Annotated in this window: 22 protein-coding genes; 12 read left to right on the plus strand and 10 right to left on the minus strand. The window is 29.9% G+C overall.

Translation table 11 applies throughout. The features are described 5' to 3' along the window. Positions 1-8: 8 nt before the first annotated feature. Positions 9-419 carry a VOC family protein gene (locus tag ACTT9X_RS04485; protein ID WP_271560141.1) on the minus strand — a complete coding sequence of 137 codons (411 nt, stop codon included), beginning with the start codon at positions 417-419 and terminating at the stop codon, positions 9-11. A gap of 78 nt (positions 420-497) precedes the next feature. Here ACTT9X_RS04485 and epsC point away from each other — a divergent pair, with 78 nt between their 5' ends. Continuing rightward, positions 498-1082 carry a serine O-acetyltransferase EpsC gene (gene epsC / locus ACTT9X_RS04490; RefSeq protein WP_440907704.1) on the plus strand — a complete coding sequence of 195 codons (585 nt, stop codon included), beginning with the start codon at positions 498-500 and terminating at the stop codon, positions 1080-1082. Next, positions 1075-2076 carry a cysteine synthase A gene (locus tag ACTT9X_RS04495; protein ID WP_440934469.1) on the plus strand — a complete coding sequence of 334 codons (1002 nt, stop codon included), beginning with the start codon at positions 1075-1077 and terminating at the stop codon, positions 2074-2076. Before epsC ends, ACTT9X_RS04495 begins: the two co-directional genes overlap by 8 nt. Here ACTT9X_RS04495 and ACTT9X_RS04500 read toward each other — a convergent pair. After that, entirely contained in the window at positions 2073-2489 is a 417-nt protein-coding gene (locus ACTT9X_RS04500; RefSeq protein ID WP_440934470.1) for a hypothetical protein, read from the minus strand. The genes ACTT9X_RS04495 and ACTT9X_RS04500 overlap by 4 nt on opposite strands. Before the next feature lie 162 nt (positions 2490-2651). Here ACTT9X_RS04500 and ACTT9X_RS04505 point away from each other — a divergent pair, with 162 nt between their 5' ends. The 9 genes from ACTT9X_RS04505 to ACTT9X_RS04545 all read left to right on the plus strand — a co-directional run bounded on the left by ACTT9X_RS04505 (position 2652) and on the right by ACTT9X_RS04545 (position 6016). Beyond that, positions 2652-3038, plus strand: coding sequence for a hypothetical protein (locus ACTT9X_RS04505; RefSeq protein ID WP_440934471.1), 387 nt, complete (start codon positions 2652-2654; stop codon positions 3036-3038). Positions 3039-3041: 3 nt separating this feature from the next. Next, a complete protein-coding gene (locus tag ACTT9X_RS04510; protein WP_440925102.1) occupies positions 3042-3332 on the plus strand; it encodes a hypothetical protein in 291 nt (96 codons plus the stop codon). A 17-nt stretch (positions 3333-3349) separates the two neighbouring features. Next, a complete protein-coding gene (locus ACTT9X_RS04515) occupies positions 3350-3631 on the plus strand; it encodes a hypothetical protein (RefSeq protein WP_440934472.1) in 282 nt (93 codons plus the stop codon). 76 nt (positions 3632-3707) lie between these two features. Continuing rightward, a complete protein-coding gene (locus ACTT9X_RS04520; RefSeq protein WP_075484761.1) occupies positions 3708-4058 on the plus strand; it encodes a cupin domain-containing protein in 351 nt (116 codons plus the stop codon). Next, entirely contained in the window at positions 4058-4381 is a 324-nt protein-coding gene (locus ACTT9X_RS04525) for a hypothetical protein (protein WP_440934473.1), read from the plus strand. Before ACTT9X_RS04520 ends, ACTT9X_RS04525 begins: the two co-directional genes overlap by 1 nt. A gap of 15 nt (positions 4382-4396) precedes the next feature. Further along, entirely contained in the window at positions 4397-4717 is a 321-nt protein-coding gene (locus ACTT9X_RS04530) for a nuclear transport factor 2 family protein (RefSeq protein WP_440907701.1), read from the plus strand. Further along, positions 4718-5308: a 2-hydroxychromene-2-carboxylate isomerase gene (locus ACTT9X_RS04535; protein WP_440934474.1), complete on the plus strand. Its 591-nt coding sequence runs from the start codon at positions 4718-4720 to the stop codon at positions 5306-5308. A 38-nt stretch (positions 5309-5346) separates the two neighbouring features. Further along, entirely contained in the window at positions 5347-5679 is a 333-nt protein-coding gene (locus ACTT9X_RS04540; protein ID WP_440927929.1) for a DMT family transporter, read from the plus strand. A gap of 1 nt (position 5680) precedes the next feature. Beyond that, on the plus strand, positions 5681-6016 hold the full coding sequence (locus tag ACTT9X_RS04545; RefSeq protein ID WP_075484748.1) for an SMR family transporter: 336 nt from the start codon (positions 5681-5683) through the stop codon (positions 6014-6016). Here the strand turns inward: ACTT9X_RS04545 and ACTT9X_RS04550 are convergent. From ACTT9X_RS04550 to ACTT9X_RS04560, 3 genes are read right to left on the minus strand one after another with little or no spacing between them, the layout of a single operon-like run. Beyond that, positions 5995-6366, minus strand: a complete 372-nt coding sequence (locus tag ACTT9X_RS04550; RefSeq protein ID WP_440934475.1) for a DUF952 domain-containing protein — start codon at positions 6364-6366, stop codon at positions 5995-5997. The two genes, ACTT9X_RS04545 and ACTT9X_RS04550, sit on opposite strands and share 22 nt — an antisense overlap. 1 nt (position 6367) lies before the next feature. Further along, a complete protein-coding gene (locus tag ACTT9X_RS04555) occupies positions 6368-6931 on the minus strand; it encodes a DUF924 family protein (protein WP_440934476.1) in 564 nt (187 codons plus the stop codon). Next, complete coding sequence (locus tag ACTT9X_RS04560; protein WP_440934477.1) at positions 6928-7734, minus strand: inositol monophosphatase family protein; 807 nt, start codon at positions 7732-7734, stop codon at positions 6928-6930. Before ACTT9X_RS04560 ends, ACTT9X_RS04555 begins: the two co-directional genes overlap by 4 nt. A 67-nt stretch (positions 7735-7801) precedes the next feature. Between ACTT9X_RS04560 and ACTT9X_RS04565 the strand changes: the two genes are divergently transcribed. Beyond that, a complete protein-coding gene (locus ACTT9X_RS04565; protein WP_440934478.1) occupies positions 7802-8905 on the plus strand; it encodes a TauD/TfdA family dioxygenase in 1104 nt (367 codons plus the stop codon). On the opposite strand, the gene ACTT9X_RS04570 is transcribed toward ACTT9X_RS04565, so the two are convergent. The 5 genes from ACTT9X_RS04570 to ACTT9X_RS04590 are packed head-to-tail and all read right to left on the minus strand — an operon-like array spanning position 8895 to position 14941. Next, positions 8895-9482, minus strand: a complete 588-nt coding sequence (locus ACTT9X_RS04570; protein WP_440934479.1) for an FMN-dependent NADH-azoreductase — start codon at positions 9480-9482, stop codon at positions 8895-8897. The genes ACTT9X_RS04565 and ACTT9X_RS04570 overlap by 11 nt on opposite strands. 9 nt (positions 9483-9491) lie before the next feature. Next, positions 9492-10199 (minus strand): cytochrome c biogenesis CcdA family protein, encoded by a 708-nt coding sequence (locus ACTT9X_RS04575; RefSeq protein WP_440934480.1) that lies wholly within the window; start codon positions 10197-10199, stop codon positions 9492-9494. After that, entirely contained in the window at positions 10200-12890 is a 2691-nt protein-coding gene (gene ppc / locus ACTT9X_RS04580; RefSeq protein ID WP_440934481.1) for a phosphoenolpyruvate carboxylase, read from the minus strand. After that, complete coding sequence (locus ACTT9X_RS04585; protein ID WP_440934482.1) at positions 12865-13776, minus strand: SMP-30/gluconolactonase/LRE family protein; 912 nt, start codon at positions 13774-13776, stop codon at positions 12865-12867. Before ACTT9X_RS04585 ends, ppc begins: the two co-directional genes overlap by 26 nt. Further along, entirely contained in the window at positions 13769-14941 is a 1173-nt protein-coding gene (locus ACTT9X_RS04590; RefSeq protein WP_440934483.1) for a mandelate racemase/muconate lactonizing enzyme family protein, read from the minus strand. The genes ACTT9X_RS04585 and ACTT9X_RS04590 overlap by 8 nt, the downstream gene beginning before the upstream one ends.

The raw sequence follows: 14941 nt of genomic DNA on the forward strand, positions 1-14941 counted from the left end.
GGTTTGGATTATTCTGGATTTGCTGTTAAAGTTTTAATTTCTAGTATATTTTCGTTTGGGTCTTTAACAAAGAAAGTTTCTTGCTCGTATTTTGTTCCTTTAAATCTCAAATAAGGTTCGTCGTAATACTTAGTTCCGCTATCCTTTAATCTTTGTTTTAGAGCATCAAAGTCTTTTCTTGATAAATGAACACCAAAATGCGGAACTGAAACATTTCCCATGTCTACATCATGTCTCTCATTATCTAATTTATGTTCACTTTTATGCAAGGTTAATTCATTGCCCCAAAAATCTACATCTGCCCACTCTTGTGCTGAGTTATCTAATCTACATCCCAAAGTTTCACTGTAAAACTTTTTTGCAATCTCCAAGTCTCCACACGGGATGGCTAGATGAAAACAATTGGTGTTTTTATACATTTAAACCTCTTTAAATTAAGCAATTATGTACTATATAAGGCATATTATTTTTTAATCAACAGCAACTAAACTAAAAATATGAGCGATTTTTTACAATCCATAATTGATAGAGATCCTGCTGCAAGGTCTAAGTTAAGTTTAATATTAACTTATCCTGGTGTTAAAGCAGTTTTTTTTCATAGAATAGCAAATTTTTTTAGTACTGCAAAATTTCATTTGATAGCAAGAATCATTTCTCAATTTTCAAGATTCTTAACTGGAATAGAAATTCATCCTAATGCAAAAATTGGAAAAAATTTATTTATAGATCATGGAATGGGTGTTGTGATTGGTGAAACTTCAGACATTGGAGATAATGTAACTATCTATCACATGGTTACTTTAGGTGGAATTGCTCCAAGTATTAATTCAAATGACCAAAGAAACATGAAAAGACATCCTACTATAAAAGAAGATGTTGTTATTGGTTCAGGTGCACAAGTTTTAGGTCCTGTAGTCGTTGGAAAAGGTGCTAGAATTGGAGCAAATGCAGTTATTACGAAAGATGTTTCAGAAAATGCTGTAATGGTTGGAATCCCTGCAAGAAGTGTTGGAATAGCAGATAGTGAATTTAAACCATATGGAATTACTTCTGATAGTGATAAAAAATCAGATAATGAATAATACCCAAAACGATTTTATTTCTGGAATAGGAAATACTCCATTAATTAAACTCAGAGCAGCCTCTGAAATTACTGGGTGTAACATTTATGGAAAAGCAGAATTTTTAAATCCTGGAGGATCTGTAAAAGATAGAGCTGCACTTGCATTAATTAAAGATGCTCAAGAAAAAAAATTAATTTCTAAAGGTGGGACTGTTGTTGAGGGAACAGCTGGTAATACAGGTATAGGTTTGGGTCTTTTAGGAAATTCTCTTGGTTACAAAACAATAATTGTAATGAATGACAATCAAACACAAGAAAAAAAAGATTTACTTAGAAACCTTGGAGCTGAATTAAGATTAGTTCCACCTAAGCCTTATAAAGATGATAACAACTTTGTAAAAGTAGCAGCGAGACTTGCAAATGAACTAAGACCTACAAATAATAACGGGGTTATTTGGGCTAACCAGTTTGATAATACTGCAAATGCTAGAGGACATTATGAGGGAACAGGTAAAGAAATCTGGGAACAAACTGATGGTAAAGTTGATGGTTTTGTTTGTTCTTCAGGTACTGGAGGCACAATTTCAGGTGTTAGCAACGCTCTTAAAGAAAAGAACAAAGATATAAAAATTTATTTATCAGATCCAAAAGGTTCTGCTCTTTATAATTACATTAAAAATGGTGAACTTAAATCAGAGGGTGGTTCAATTACTGAAGGTATTGGTTCAAGTAGAGTGACTGCCAACTTTGGTGAGGCAAAAATTGATGACGCATATTCAATTGATGACCATGAGGCTCTACCTATTCTATATGATTTAATTCAAAACGAAGGTTTAAGTCTGGGAACAAGCTGTGGGATAAATATTGCAGGAGCAATTAGAATGGGAAAAGAGTTAGGGCCAGGAAAAACTATTGTAACTATTCTTTGTGATAGAAGTGAAAAATACGCAACTAAAATGTTTAATAAAAAATTTTTAGAAGAAAAAGGTTTGCCGATACCTAATTGGTTTTAAATATAAATTTTATCAGCTAATCCGTAAGTAAGAATAGCACTTAAAATCGTAAGTACTCCAGCAGCTATTACACCTTCACTGTTAGTCTTTTCAGTGTGTCCAAGTTTATTTATGTAAATGGTATAAATACCAAATATTAAGTACATTAAATTTTGAACAAATACTAAATTAAAGAACGCCCAAGTTCCATTTACTCCACCATCTCTTACAAACATGATATAAAGAGCCATTAAGAAAGACCCAACAAAAGGAGCTCCAAAAAATCTTGTGATTACTGCTGCTGAATGATCGATGTTATATTGGTCCATAAAACCTTTAGTTCCAACTATAGCTCTGAAAGCATAAACAGCATAAACAAGGAAATGAACAACAAAAATGATTAGATAAACAATTCCATTAAATTTTTCGATCATAAATAATTATTATCAAATGTTTTATTTAAATTATATAGCATAATCGACATTTTTTACACTCTCAAAATGCATATCTGTCGCGCGTTATAAACACAAGAGACTCATTGTTAAAAATGTAACACTCTTTTAAATAATTTATTAATTACAACTTATAGGAAAATAATGAAAAAAATAATTTTCACGTTTTTATTGTTTCTGCTAACAGCAACTTCACACGCAAAAATAAGTAATAAAGAAATATCAGAATCTTTAAAATGTGCAGGAATTTTTACATCTACTCAATTTATTAAACAAGGTGAGCTTCCAAGTGGAGATTTGGCTTACAAAGAAAATAGTCTGGCTGCAGCAAAGGTTACTAGAGAATTTCTTACAAATGAGGGTGTTTCAGAAGATAAAATAAATTCAAGTATAAATTCTACTGTTGATGAAATGTTTGGTAAACCTTATCAAAAAACTTTAATGGATAATTGCTATGCATTTATTTTCAAATTAATACCAAATGGTATAGAAAAAGTAGAGGAGACTTCGAAAACAATTTATGGAGGATAGAATATGATTATAAAAATAGAGGAAAATATAAAATCGTTTTCAGCATGGAGGGATATGGTTAAAGCTAATGCTGAAAAAATTAAAGGATTTGGTGCAACCATTATTTTCGCTGGTGTATCAAAAGAAGATGCTTCAAAATTTACAGTGATTGTAAAATATGCAACTATGGAAGGGTTTGAAGCATTTAAAAATGATAAAGAGCTTCACGCAGCAAGAGCTGCAGCTGGAGTTGATTTAGACTCAGCAAAAATCACTCCAATGGATGGGGACTTTATGGAAAATTTTTCAGGATAATAAAATAGGAGGTTAAAATGAAAGATATCTTAGTAGTAGGAAAGTTAAAAGAAGGAGCCTTTGAAAAGTTTATGGGCTTTATGCAATCAGATGAGGGTATGGCTGAAAGAAAAAAAGTTGCGGATGTTTCAAAAACAATAGCTAGTGTCTCACCTGATAAATCAACAATAATGTTTAAAATTGCAGTTCATGACATGGCAGCACTTCATTCATTTTTAGATGGATCAAATCCAGTCTCAAAACCTGTATTTGATGAGGTAATGGCTGGTTATGAAATTTACGAATTAGCTAAAGTATAGTAGAAGACTGAGTCTACACATACTGACCAATCTCTGCTAGACTATTTAAGTAAATAATTGGTAACAAGGAGGAAAAATGGCTGGTATAGAAGTAAAAAGTTTTGATAAAGCAGATGAAGTAAATGATAATTTTAATAATGCTAAAATCGAAGCGGTCAAAGTTGGAAATCAAAGATTGATGAAACTTACTTTGCAACCAGGTTGGCAATGGTCAAAAGATATAAAGCCAACAGTTGGTGGTGACAGCTGTCAAGCTACACATCTTGGTATAATTATCTCGGGTGCTGTTTGTGCAAAACATAATGATGGAACTGAACTAACTTATAAAGCTGGTGATGCATACTCAATACAACCAGGTCATGATGGATGGGTTGTTGGAGATAAACCAGCAGTAGTATATGAATTTCATGGGATGTGGGGTGAATAATGTCTAAATTTTATGTAATTGGAAAGGCAAGTCCTGAGTTATTAAAAAAAATGCATTCTGACCCTGCTGCAGATAGAAGTGCGGTAATGAAATCCATGTGTGATAGCTTAGGAGTAAAAGCTGTAAGTTATGAATGGTTAAGAGGACGTTTTGATGTTCTTTTTTGTGTTGAAGGAGATTATGAAAGTGTTCTTGCTATGAAAGTAACTGTTTTAAATAGTGGAATGATGTCGGATTTGATGGTTCATGAAGTATTTGATTATAACAGTGCATTTAAAAAGGCAGCTGATGTTTCAAAAAGTTATAAAAAACCAGGTGAATAAATAGAAAGGAATAATATGTCTATATTAGAAAAATATAGTGCTGCAATAAAAAACAAAGATGAAGCAGTGATGAATGATCTTTTGCATGATGATTTTAAATTCACAATGCATAAGTCAGGAAATGTTTTAGGCAAAAGTGATGTTATCAAATGGGCAATGAGTGGCGACATAAATCAAGATAAAGTAAGAGTTGTTTATGAAAATGACGAAGTTGGTGTTCATCATTCATTTGTTACTTTTGATGATGGAAATGTAGAGGCTGTAATGGCAGTTTATAAATATGATAATGGAAAAATTGTCAGTTTAGAAACTGGTGCTACACCTATGCCAAAGTAAGTGAGTGGTATTGATTTTTATTTTTCAATAGGGAGTACTTACACCTATCTTTCTGTAACCAGAATACTTGATGTTGAAAAACAACATCAAGTAAAATTTAATTGGAAACCCTTTTCAGTTAGAGCAATTATGAAGGAAATGAATAATATCCCATTTCCAAAAGACAAAATTAATAAAGTCAATTACATGTGGAGAGATATTGAAAGACGAGCAGAAGGATATGGTTTTTTTGCTAAGACACCGGTTCCCTACCCTTTATCTGAATTCGATTTAGCAAATCAAATAGCAATCTTTGGTTTTGAAAAAGGTTGGGGAGAAAAATTTGTGATGCTGACTTATAAAAAATGGTTCCAAGAAGGTAAAGAACCTGCAATTGAACCTAGCATTTCAGAGGTTTGTACTGAATTAAATTTAAATAAGGATGAAATAATAGCAGAGGCAAAATCAGAAAATATAGAGGCAAAATATAACGAAAACACAAATTCAGCTCGTGAAAATAAAATCTTTGGTAGTCCATCTTTTATAGTAAAAAATGAACTCTTCTGGGGTGATGATCGAATGGAAGATGCTATTAGATGGTCTCTTAAATAATTCTATATATTCTCTTAAAATTCATTTAAAATCATTGTATGAGTCTTGCTAGTTCATATTTATTTTTAGGTATTGCAGTATTTTTGGGTGTTACCTCAAACAGTTTTGCAAAAAGTGCTGAGGGTTTTACACTATTTGTTCCAAGTATAATTACTGCAATTACTATTGTATTGTGTATGTATGCACTTTCATTAGTAATGAAAAATATTCCTATGGGAATTACCTACGCTTCTTTCGCTGGACTTACAATTATTGCAACAGTCATTGTTGGTGTAATTAAATATAATCAAGTTCCAAATTTATATTCTATGATAGGCCTAGCATTTATTATAGTTGGAGTATTAATGGTAAATTTATTAGGAAATCAATAATATGAAACCATTGTTAGGCTATTTATTTTTAGCTTTAGGTATTTCTTTTGGAATTGCATCTAATAGCTTGGCCAAAATTTCTGAAGGATTTACAAAATTAACTCCTTCTGTTTTATGCATTCTGTTTATGTGTATTACAATGTTTTCAATTGCAAAAGCAATGCATGCTCTTCCAGTTGGTTTTGCTTATGCTACATATAGCGGACTAACAGTAACGGGAGTTGTTCTGTTTGCAGTGTTAAAACTTAATCAGGTCCCAAATATTTACGGAATTGTAGGAATAATATTAATTATTGTTGGTGTAATTATGGTTAATTATCTTGGACGGCTAAACTGATATTTTTTTAAAATCTCTGGAAGTATATGATTTCCATCATCATTTAATGGCAACTCAAACTCTTCCTCAACATTTGCAATGTCTAAAGGCGAATATAAATGAGGATACATATCTCCATTTGAAGCTTGTTCCCATAGTAAGTGCTCAAGTTTAAATGCATTCACTTTTAATAAAAATAAATTATCTTTTTTTGGATAATGTCTTCTAAGTGTTTCCTCTACTTGATCTTCTTCTGAGAAATGTATGTAACCGTCTTCAATATCTTTTTTTGATCCTCCATAAGTTCCAGTTTGTTTAGCTTTTTGCCAATCGTCTTTATCAATAATTTTGAAAATAAACTCTAGATTCATTTTACCAAGAAGAGTTTGGACCTTTTAAGAATTCTTTTTCTTCTTCGGTAGATTCTCGTCCTAACATTTCATTTCTATGTGGATATCTATGAAATAATCTAATAGCTTTTGTATGATCCTGCCAAAACTTTTTTATTTTATGATATTCTTCATGCTCTCTTAAATATTTGTTTAATAAATAATATGCCATTTCGTGATCACTAATTTCCTCACTATGAATTAAAGGTAATAGCATAAAAAATCTTTGATCAACATTCATGGCTTCTAAATAGCCAGAGTAAACTGCATCATTTACAATTAATCTTGTTTTTTGGTCCTGATCAAAAGCTTTTTTATCACCTCTAAATAAATTTCGAGAAAACTGATCAAACAAAATTACAAGAGCTAAGCAGCTCATTGGGTTATCTTGCCAGTCGTCATACTCATTATTACACGCAAGCTCATAATCTTTTAGAAAATTATCTCTGATTTTTTTATCAAAGATTTCATCTTTTTTGAAACGCGTTTCAAAAGGAGTTTCTTTAAACCAAAAATCTAAAATAACTTGTGCTCTTTCTGGTATCATTTTGATACTGGTTTTAATAATTTTAGAAAATTATTATGAATTTTTTTATTTGAAGAAACTAAGATATTTCCAGCATTAGTAGCATCTCTATTATCCCAAGTACTAATAATACCGCCTGCTGCCTTTATAATTGGTATAAGTGGGTGAATATCCCAAATTTTATTTGAGCACTGTATTACTATATCAACTCTTCCCTCCGCTAAATGAGAATAACTTAAAGCATCACTGCATGGAAATTGCATTAATTTCAAAATTTTTGGAATTTTTTTTTGTTTATTTAACGACAACCATCCATGAAATGCTGCTGAAACCTTTACATTTTTAAACGTAGCTTTTTTATTTACCAATAATTTTTTCTTTTTTCCTTGAGAAACAACATAAGCAAGTTTGTCAGAATAATTTAAATAATATTTTTTTAGAACTGGAAAGTTTGCTAATCCTAAAATTGGTATTCCTTTAAAATTTAATGAAATTAAGTTACTCCAAGTTGGGTTTCCTATAACGTAGGATCTTGTTCCATCTATAGGGTCAATTACCCAAGTATAATCACTTTTTGAATTTGTTGAACCATATTCTTCACCAATAACTTGGTGTGTAGGAAATTTTGTTTTAATTTTTGAACGTATAAATTTTTCAAAAGCCCTGTCTGAGGTAGTTACTGGATCATAACCTTTACCTTTAAGCTTGTTAGATACTTTAAAGGTTCTGTTCAATTTTGAATTATAGAACTTAGTTAAATCCTTTGCTAATTTATTTAAAAAACTAGCGAATATAGGGTATTTTTTTCTATCAAAATTAATCACACAGAACTCTTACTATTTAATTTATGTTGATTAAAGTTAAATTTTAAATAATCCTCAGGTGGTAATTATGAAAATTGAGCTAAATCAAAATAAGGTTTTTTACAATAATGGATCTGAAAAAAAAGAAATTCACCCATTCTGGTTACGTGAAAGAGTAAATGGCGAAGAATACCTAGATAAAGGAACTCAACAGAGACTTTTTGATCCTACCTCCTTAAGTAGTGATATTTCAATAAATAAGGCAAATATTAATGAAAATTATTTGGAAATTGATTTTAATGATGGTGTAACTTCAAAACTAGAAATTGATAAAATTGCTTTAGAATTTTCTAAAGAAGATATTGTTATTAAATCAATAGAAAAAACTAAATGGGACTCGCGACTTAAAAATATTAAAAATTTTCAGTACCAAAAAGATTTTTATGAAAGTAAGGAAATGCATGATTTGCTTGTTTCTTTTTATCAATATGGATTTGTTATTATAAAAAATATTCCAACATCAAAAAACTATATTGTAGAATTTGCAAATTCCATAGGAAGTGTACGAAGAACAAATTTTGGGGAATACTTTAATGTTAAATCTAAACCAGACCCTAATGATCTTGCTTACACATCCTTAGCCTTAGCTCCTCATACTGATAATCCTTACAGAAATCCTGTGCCGTGTATTCAGTTATTACATTGTATTGAAAGTAAAGTGTCAGGTGGACTATCATCTTTAGTTGACGGTTATACTGTTACAGAAGAATTAAGAAGTAAATTTCCAGAATTTTATGAAATTTTAACGGAAGTAAAAGTTAGATTTAGATTTATAGATAAAGAAGTAATATTAGAAACCATCTCTCCATTAATTGAGCTTAACGATGATAAAAGTTTTAAACAAGTTAGATTTAGTCCTAGACTAGACTACGTTCCAATTTTAGATAAAGAAAAATTAAATCTTTATTATCAAGCAAGAAAGAAACTATCTGAAATGTATAATTCTGAGAAATATAGAATTGAATTTAAACTTGAGCCTAAAGACTTAATAATGATGGATAATCATCGATTACTACATGGTAGAACATCTTATGAAACTAAAGAAGGTGAAAGATTTTTACAAGGTTGTTATATTGATTTTGATAGCACCGAGGGTAAACTTAGACATTTAAAAAGAAAGTTTAATCTTTAAATAATTTTTCAATTTGTGCCTCTGCATCACTTATTGATTTTTCATAATCTAATGCCATTTGATCTGCGCTAATAGTATCTACTTTTTCAATCCCAAAAAAATTAAGAATAAATTTTAACCAAGGGGTTAAGAAATCCTCAGAGCTATTTAATTTTGTTCCTCCAGAGGTTATTACTAAATAAGCATGTTTATTTTTTAATAAGCCTTCCCGTCTCCCATTAGGTTTAAATCTAAATGTTTCCCCTATTCTAGCTGCTAAATCTGACCAGGCTTTAAGTGTTGCGGGGGGACCATAATTGTAAATAGGAGCTGAAATTATAATCACATCACTTTCTTTTAACTCCTTTACTAATTTATCAGAAAGTTCGAACATTTTTTTGTGGTGCTCTGTCTGATCTTTTTCTTCAATTTTCATACCCGACTCCGTAAGTCCACTTACAAAAAACATCTCATCGTCTAAATCACGATAGATAACCTCATCTCCAGGTTTTTTAATTTTCTCTAAAAGTTTTTTAGCAAGTGCGCGTGAGGTTGATCCTTTTTTTCTAGCGCTTGAATCTATTTGATAAATCTTCATTAATACCTTTTATCCGAATTTTTGCATAAAAGGAAAGATTTCAATTATATAAAATCCAATTGCTTGTAATTGATTGGTTAATATTAAAATACCTGTAATTAAAAGAATTATTCCACCAATTTTTGAAATTAAATTAATATTTTTCCTAAAGTTCTTTGAAAATAATAAAAATTTTTGAATTAAATATCCTGATAAAACAAAAGGAATTGCAAGACCTAATGAATATAAAATTAATAATATTACTGCTCTTGATAAGGTTTCTTCAATAGATGCTAAAGCTAAAATTGAACCTAAAATTGGACCAATACAGGGTGTCCATCCAAAACCAAAAGCAACACCGATTACATATGGAAAAAGAATATTTCTTGATTCTTTAGCATCAAATCTTTTTTCAAAATTTAGGTAGGGGATATTAATTATTCCAATTAATTGAAGAGAAAAAATTATTATAATTATTCCTGCTGCAATTCTTAAAATTTCTGAATTTTGTAAAAGTGTCTGACCTAAAAATGATGCGGATGCTCCTAAAATAACAAAAACAGTTGAGAACCCAAGACAAAATAAAATTAACGGAAAAAAGTTTATTTCTTTTTTATTTAGTATTTCTTGTAAGGATTGACCAGAGATATAAGAAATATATCCAGGTATTAAAGGTAGAACACATGGAGATAAAAAACTTATAAGTCCTGCTCCAAAAGCAATTAAATATTCAAACATTTATCCAGTATTTTTCATCGCAGCAGATATGCCCGCGATAGATGTCATTAAAGCGTCATCAAGAAATTTTTTATCTAATTTTTTGTATTTTTTATTTGTTAATTTATTCATTATATTTGCCTGTAAAATATTTAACATCTCTGTATAATTGCTTCTAATAAATAGTGCTTTTCTAAATTTTTTTCTTTCTTGTACCACTTCCCTTGGAGTTATTTTATTATGCAATTTGACCAATGCATCAAATTGATATCTTAATTTTCTACCAATTCTCCTTAATGAAGCATCAGCCAAATTATTTTCGTATATAACTGAGATTTCTGGATCAACCTTTGAAATTACCATATCTAAAATATCCATAGTCGAAATAAAATATGGCCAGTTCTTTTCCATATCCATCATAGTTTTTTTAAACTTTTTAATTGATCCATATCTCAAAGCCTCGGTTGTTCCTAACCAAGCTGGTAACATTAATCTAATTTGTGTCCAAGCAAATACCCAAGGTATCGCTCTTAGACCTTGAATGTTATCAACATTTTTTCTTTTTGTTGGTCTTGAGCCTATAGCTAGCTTTCCTAGAGACTTGTGAGGTGTAACAGTTTTAAAGTATCTGATAAAGTCTTCGCTTTGATTTAAATATTTCCTATAAGCAGATGTAGAAATTTCAGACATATTCTGAATTAAATCTCGCCAATTAGGTTTTGATTTTGGTGGTGGATTTAAAGAAGCATCCATAACCGATCCGATATAACTACAAAGATTATATTCAGCTAGAGGCTTATATCCATATTTCTGTTGAATTACTTCACCCTGATCAGTAATTCTGATTTTCCCATTCACAGTTCCTGCTGGTTGAGATTTTAATGTTGCTTGGATTGGTCCGCCTCCTCTTCCTGGAGATCCTCCTCTTCCATGAAAAAATACTAAGTCAATTTTGTACTTTTTTGACAATGCTCTTAACTCTTCTTGAAGTTTGTATTGATGCCAACTTGCTGATAATTTTCCTGCATCTTTACTTGAGTCTGAGTATCCAATCATTACTTCCTGTTTAGAATTAATCAATTTTCTATACCAATAAAGTTTGAATAAATTTTTCATAACATCTTTGGCTTTTATTAAATCATCCAAAGTTTCAAATAATGGAACAACTCTTAATAAATTTTTAATTTTTGCTTGTTTTTGTAAAAAATATACAGACAAAATGTCAGAAGCATTAGATGTCATTGATATTACATATGCACCTAAACACTCATTTGGGGTAGATGAAATCAGCTTAAAAGTATTCCACACCTCTCTATTTTCTTTATTTTGAATTTTTATTTTATCTACAAAAAATTTCTTCTCTTTAATTGATTTATTCAATAATTTAATTTTATCTATCTCACTTAAATTAGAATATTTAATTTTACTTTTCTTATTGAAAATTTCATTTAGGAGTTTTTCATGTCTATCAGCTTCTTGTCTGATATCTAATCTTGCAAGATTAATGCCAAAACACCTAACTCTCCTCATTAAATCTAATAGATCTGCATTGGCAATATGATCTCCTTTATTTAGTTTTAATGAGTTTCTTACTTCTCTTAATGGAATAGTAATTTCATGTTTGTTTTGAATTAACTTTTTTTCATTTAAGTTTGAATTATTATTTAAATGATTTTCAATTAATTGATGGGTTAGCCTTACTTTATCTCTTATTGGCCTTAAATACACTCTATATGGCTCAAAACTATTTCCAGTCGCTTTTTTAATTTTTGCAGAACATTCTTCCATTGATAAATCTTGAATTAACTTAGTAAGTTCTTTTTCATATAATTTTGCAGCTTGCCACCTAGAAAATAATATTACTTTCTTAGTTACTTCAGCTGTCACATTAGGATTTCCATCTCTATCACCACCCATCCATGATCCAAACTGAATAGGGTTAAAATCTCTTGGTAAATCCTTTTTTAAATTTTTTCTAAATATATCGTTTAGTCTTTTGTAAACTTTAGGAATTGTGTCCCATAAACTATCCTCAATTACGGCTAATCCCCATCTAGCCTCATCTAATGGAGAGGGCTTGGTTCGTTTTAACTCATCTGTTTTCCATATAATTGCTATTTCTGAATATAATTGTCTATCTAGTTCGATAATCTTTGATGGATATTTTTTATATAGATGTCTCTGCTCCATAATATAAATCAAATTTGCATATTTTTGTATTAAAGTTCTTCTTTTTACTTCAGTTGGATGAGCAGTAAGAACAATCCCAATATCAAGTTTTTTTGCCTGCTCATAAATATTTTTGTCAGAAATTTTTTTGTTTTTAAATAAGCCTTCAATTATATCTTCTATAAATAAATTTTGATTTTTACTTTTAAAATAAGGATTTTCGTACTCATTTAACTTTCTTGATGCATCAAGGGACTCTACTAGATTCAGTAAATTTAAAATATGTGAAAATGCTCTACTTAATTTAAATGTGTTCTCCGGAGTTAGTTTTTTAACTTCATTTGAAATTCTTAATAGTACTTTTCTTTTATTTTTATCAGAGAGAGTATTTTTTGATAGCACTCTAAATTTTTCGACAATTTTAAAAAATGCTAGACCTTCTTGATCTTTAATGACTCTACCTAGGAAAGTACCTAGTAATCTAAAATCTTCTCTTAAAAGCTTAGTAGGTATTCTCTCATAGTAAAGATCTCTTTTCTTCATTATTTAAAACAAATTTTTTTTGTAAAATTCCTTTTATGTTTGTTTTTACACTAAAAAAGAAACCAGAATATCTAAATTTTTGCAAATCTGCTTTGTTCATGCCTTTAGTTGCTGTTGAAACATAAAGTTCTTTAGTATTTTTACCTCCAAATGCACAATTAGTTATATTTTTTGCAGGAAACTGAATTCTATGAATTAATTTTGCTTTTTTATTAAAAACAGAAATACAAGCACCATGAAAATGAGCTACCCATAAATTTTTATTTTTATCTAATGTCATTCCATCTGGCGAACCTTCATCAAAAGATAATTTTTTAAATATTTTTTTGCTAACTATTTTATTATTTTTATTTATTTTAATTTTATAGATAGTTTTTTTTGGACTATCTGTATGATAAAAATTATACTGATCAATAAAAGCTGGTCCATTAGTAATTCTATAATTTTTATCAACTTTTATTAATTTAAGATTTTTATCTAATTTATATAAAGAACCTTTTTCAATTTTTCTTTCCAAGTTGTCCATGGTGCCAAACCAAAGATTTCCAGCAGGATCTGTTTTACCATCATTAATTCTATTTAGTTTCAAGTTTGGTTCTATCTTTATTGATTTTAAAATTTTTTTTGATTTTAAATTTTGAATTCTTAATTCTCCCTGCAGACCTAAAATAAAAATATAATCTTTGATATGAGCAATAAAACCAATTTCTTTATTTACTTTAAAGATTTTCTTTTTTTTGTTTTTAATATTTAAAGAGCAAATTTTCTTTTTTTTAATATCTACAAAATAAATTGAGTTATGTTCACTAACCCATAATGTTCCCTCACCTAAGGTACATCTTAATTTCCAAAGGGGTTTTGGTTCTGATGTTTTAATTTTATTCATTTACTTCAAACTCTTTAATAAAATCTTCATTTGGGTTTATACCAATACCTATATTATCTGTTACTGATGCATAACCGTTATTGTTTTTAACTTGGTCTAAAATTGAAAATTCTTCATTTGGCAAATCTGTTATAAAAATATTTTTTTCTGTTGTATCAAATTCAAGCATTGATTTTGATGGAAATAAACCACCAGGCATATCTGGTTGTGCTGTCAACAAATGAAGGTTGACCGCAATACTAACTGCAGAACCCCAAACATGATTGATTACTGGTATAAAATTTGCTTGCGCTAGTGCTGCAACTTTTAAATACTCCGTAATTCCACCAAGTCCACAAACCTCTGGTTGAGCTATATCAATACATTTATTTGATATTAATTTACTCCAGCCATATTTGGTAAACTCAGCTTCTCCTCCTGCAATGCTAGTAGAGATTTTTTGTTTTAATTCTCTGTAACCCTCATAATCTTCAGGTGCCACAGGTTCTTCAAACCAATAAATATTTAGTTCATCTAAACCTTTTCCAACATAAAGAGCATCCTTCAAATTATAAGCGTGGTTGGCATCAACCATTAATTTAAAATCTTTACCAACAGAGTCTCTTACAGCTTGAACTAACTTTAAATCTTCTTTTGGACCTAATCCAACTTTCATTTTCATAGCTTTAAAATTTTTTGATTTTATTTGCTTAGACTCTTCTTTGAACAAGGTGATCAATTCATCAACTGTTTTTTTTTGTAACATCATTCCATATCCATAAACAGGAATGTCATTAGTACATTTACCACCAACAAGTTGATAAAGAGGAGAGTTTGTTTTCTTTCCAAGAATATCCCATAGAGCAATATCCACACCTGATAATGCTTGAATTGGCATTCCCTTTTGACCACTATCTCTTAAAAGGTTGTATACTTTTTGCCAGATATGCTCTTTGTTTAGAGGGTCTTCACCAATCACCAAAGGCTGTATAACCTTTTCAACAATAAACTTGTTTGCTAAAGCTATGTTTCCAGGGCCAAAACATTCTCCCCAACCAGTTATTCCTTCATCTGTTTGGACTTCAACTAAATGGGCTGTGCGATGTTTGTAATATTGTTGTGAATATCCAAGTTCTTTTTCTAACTCATATTTAAGTACATGACTTTTAATAGAGGTTATTTTCAC

The sequence above is a fragment of the Candidatus Pelagibacter sp. genome (assembly GCF_052049855.1).
In the GTDB taxonomy this organism is placed as follows: Bacteria; Pseudomonadota; Alphaproteobacteria; order Pelagibacterales; family Pelagibacteraceae; genus Pelagibacter.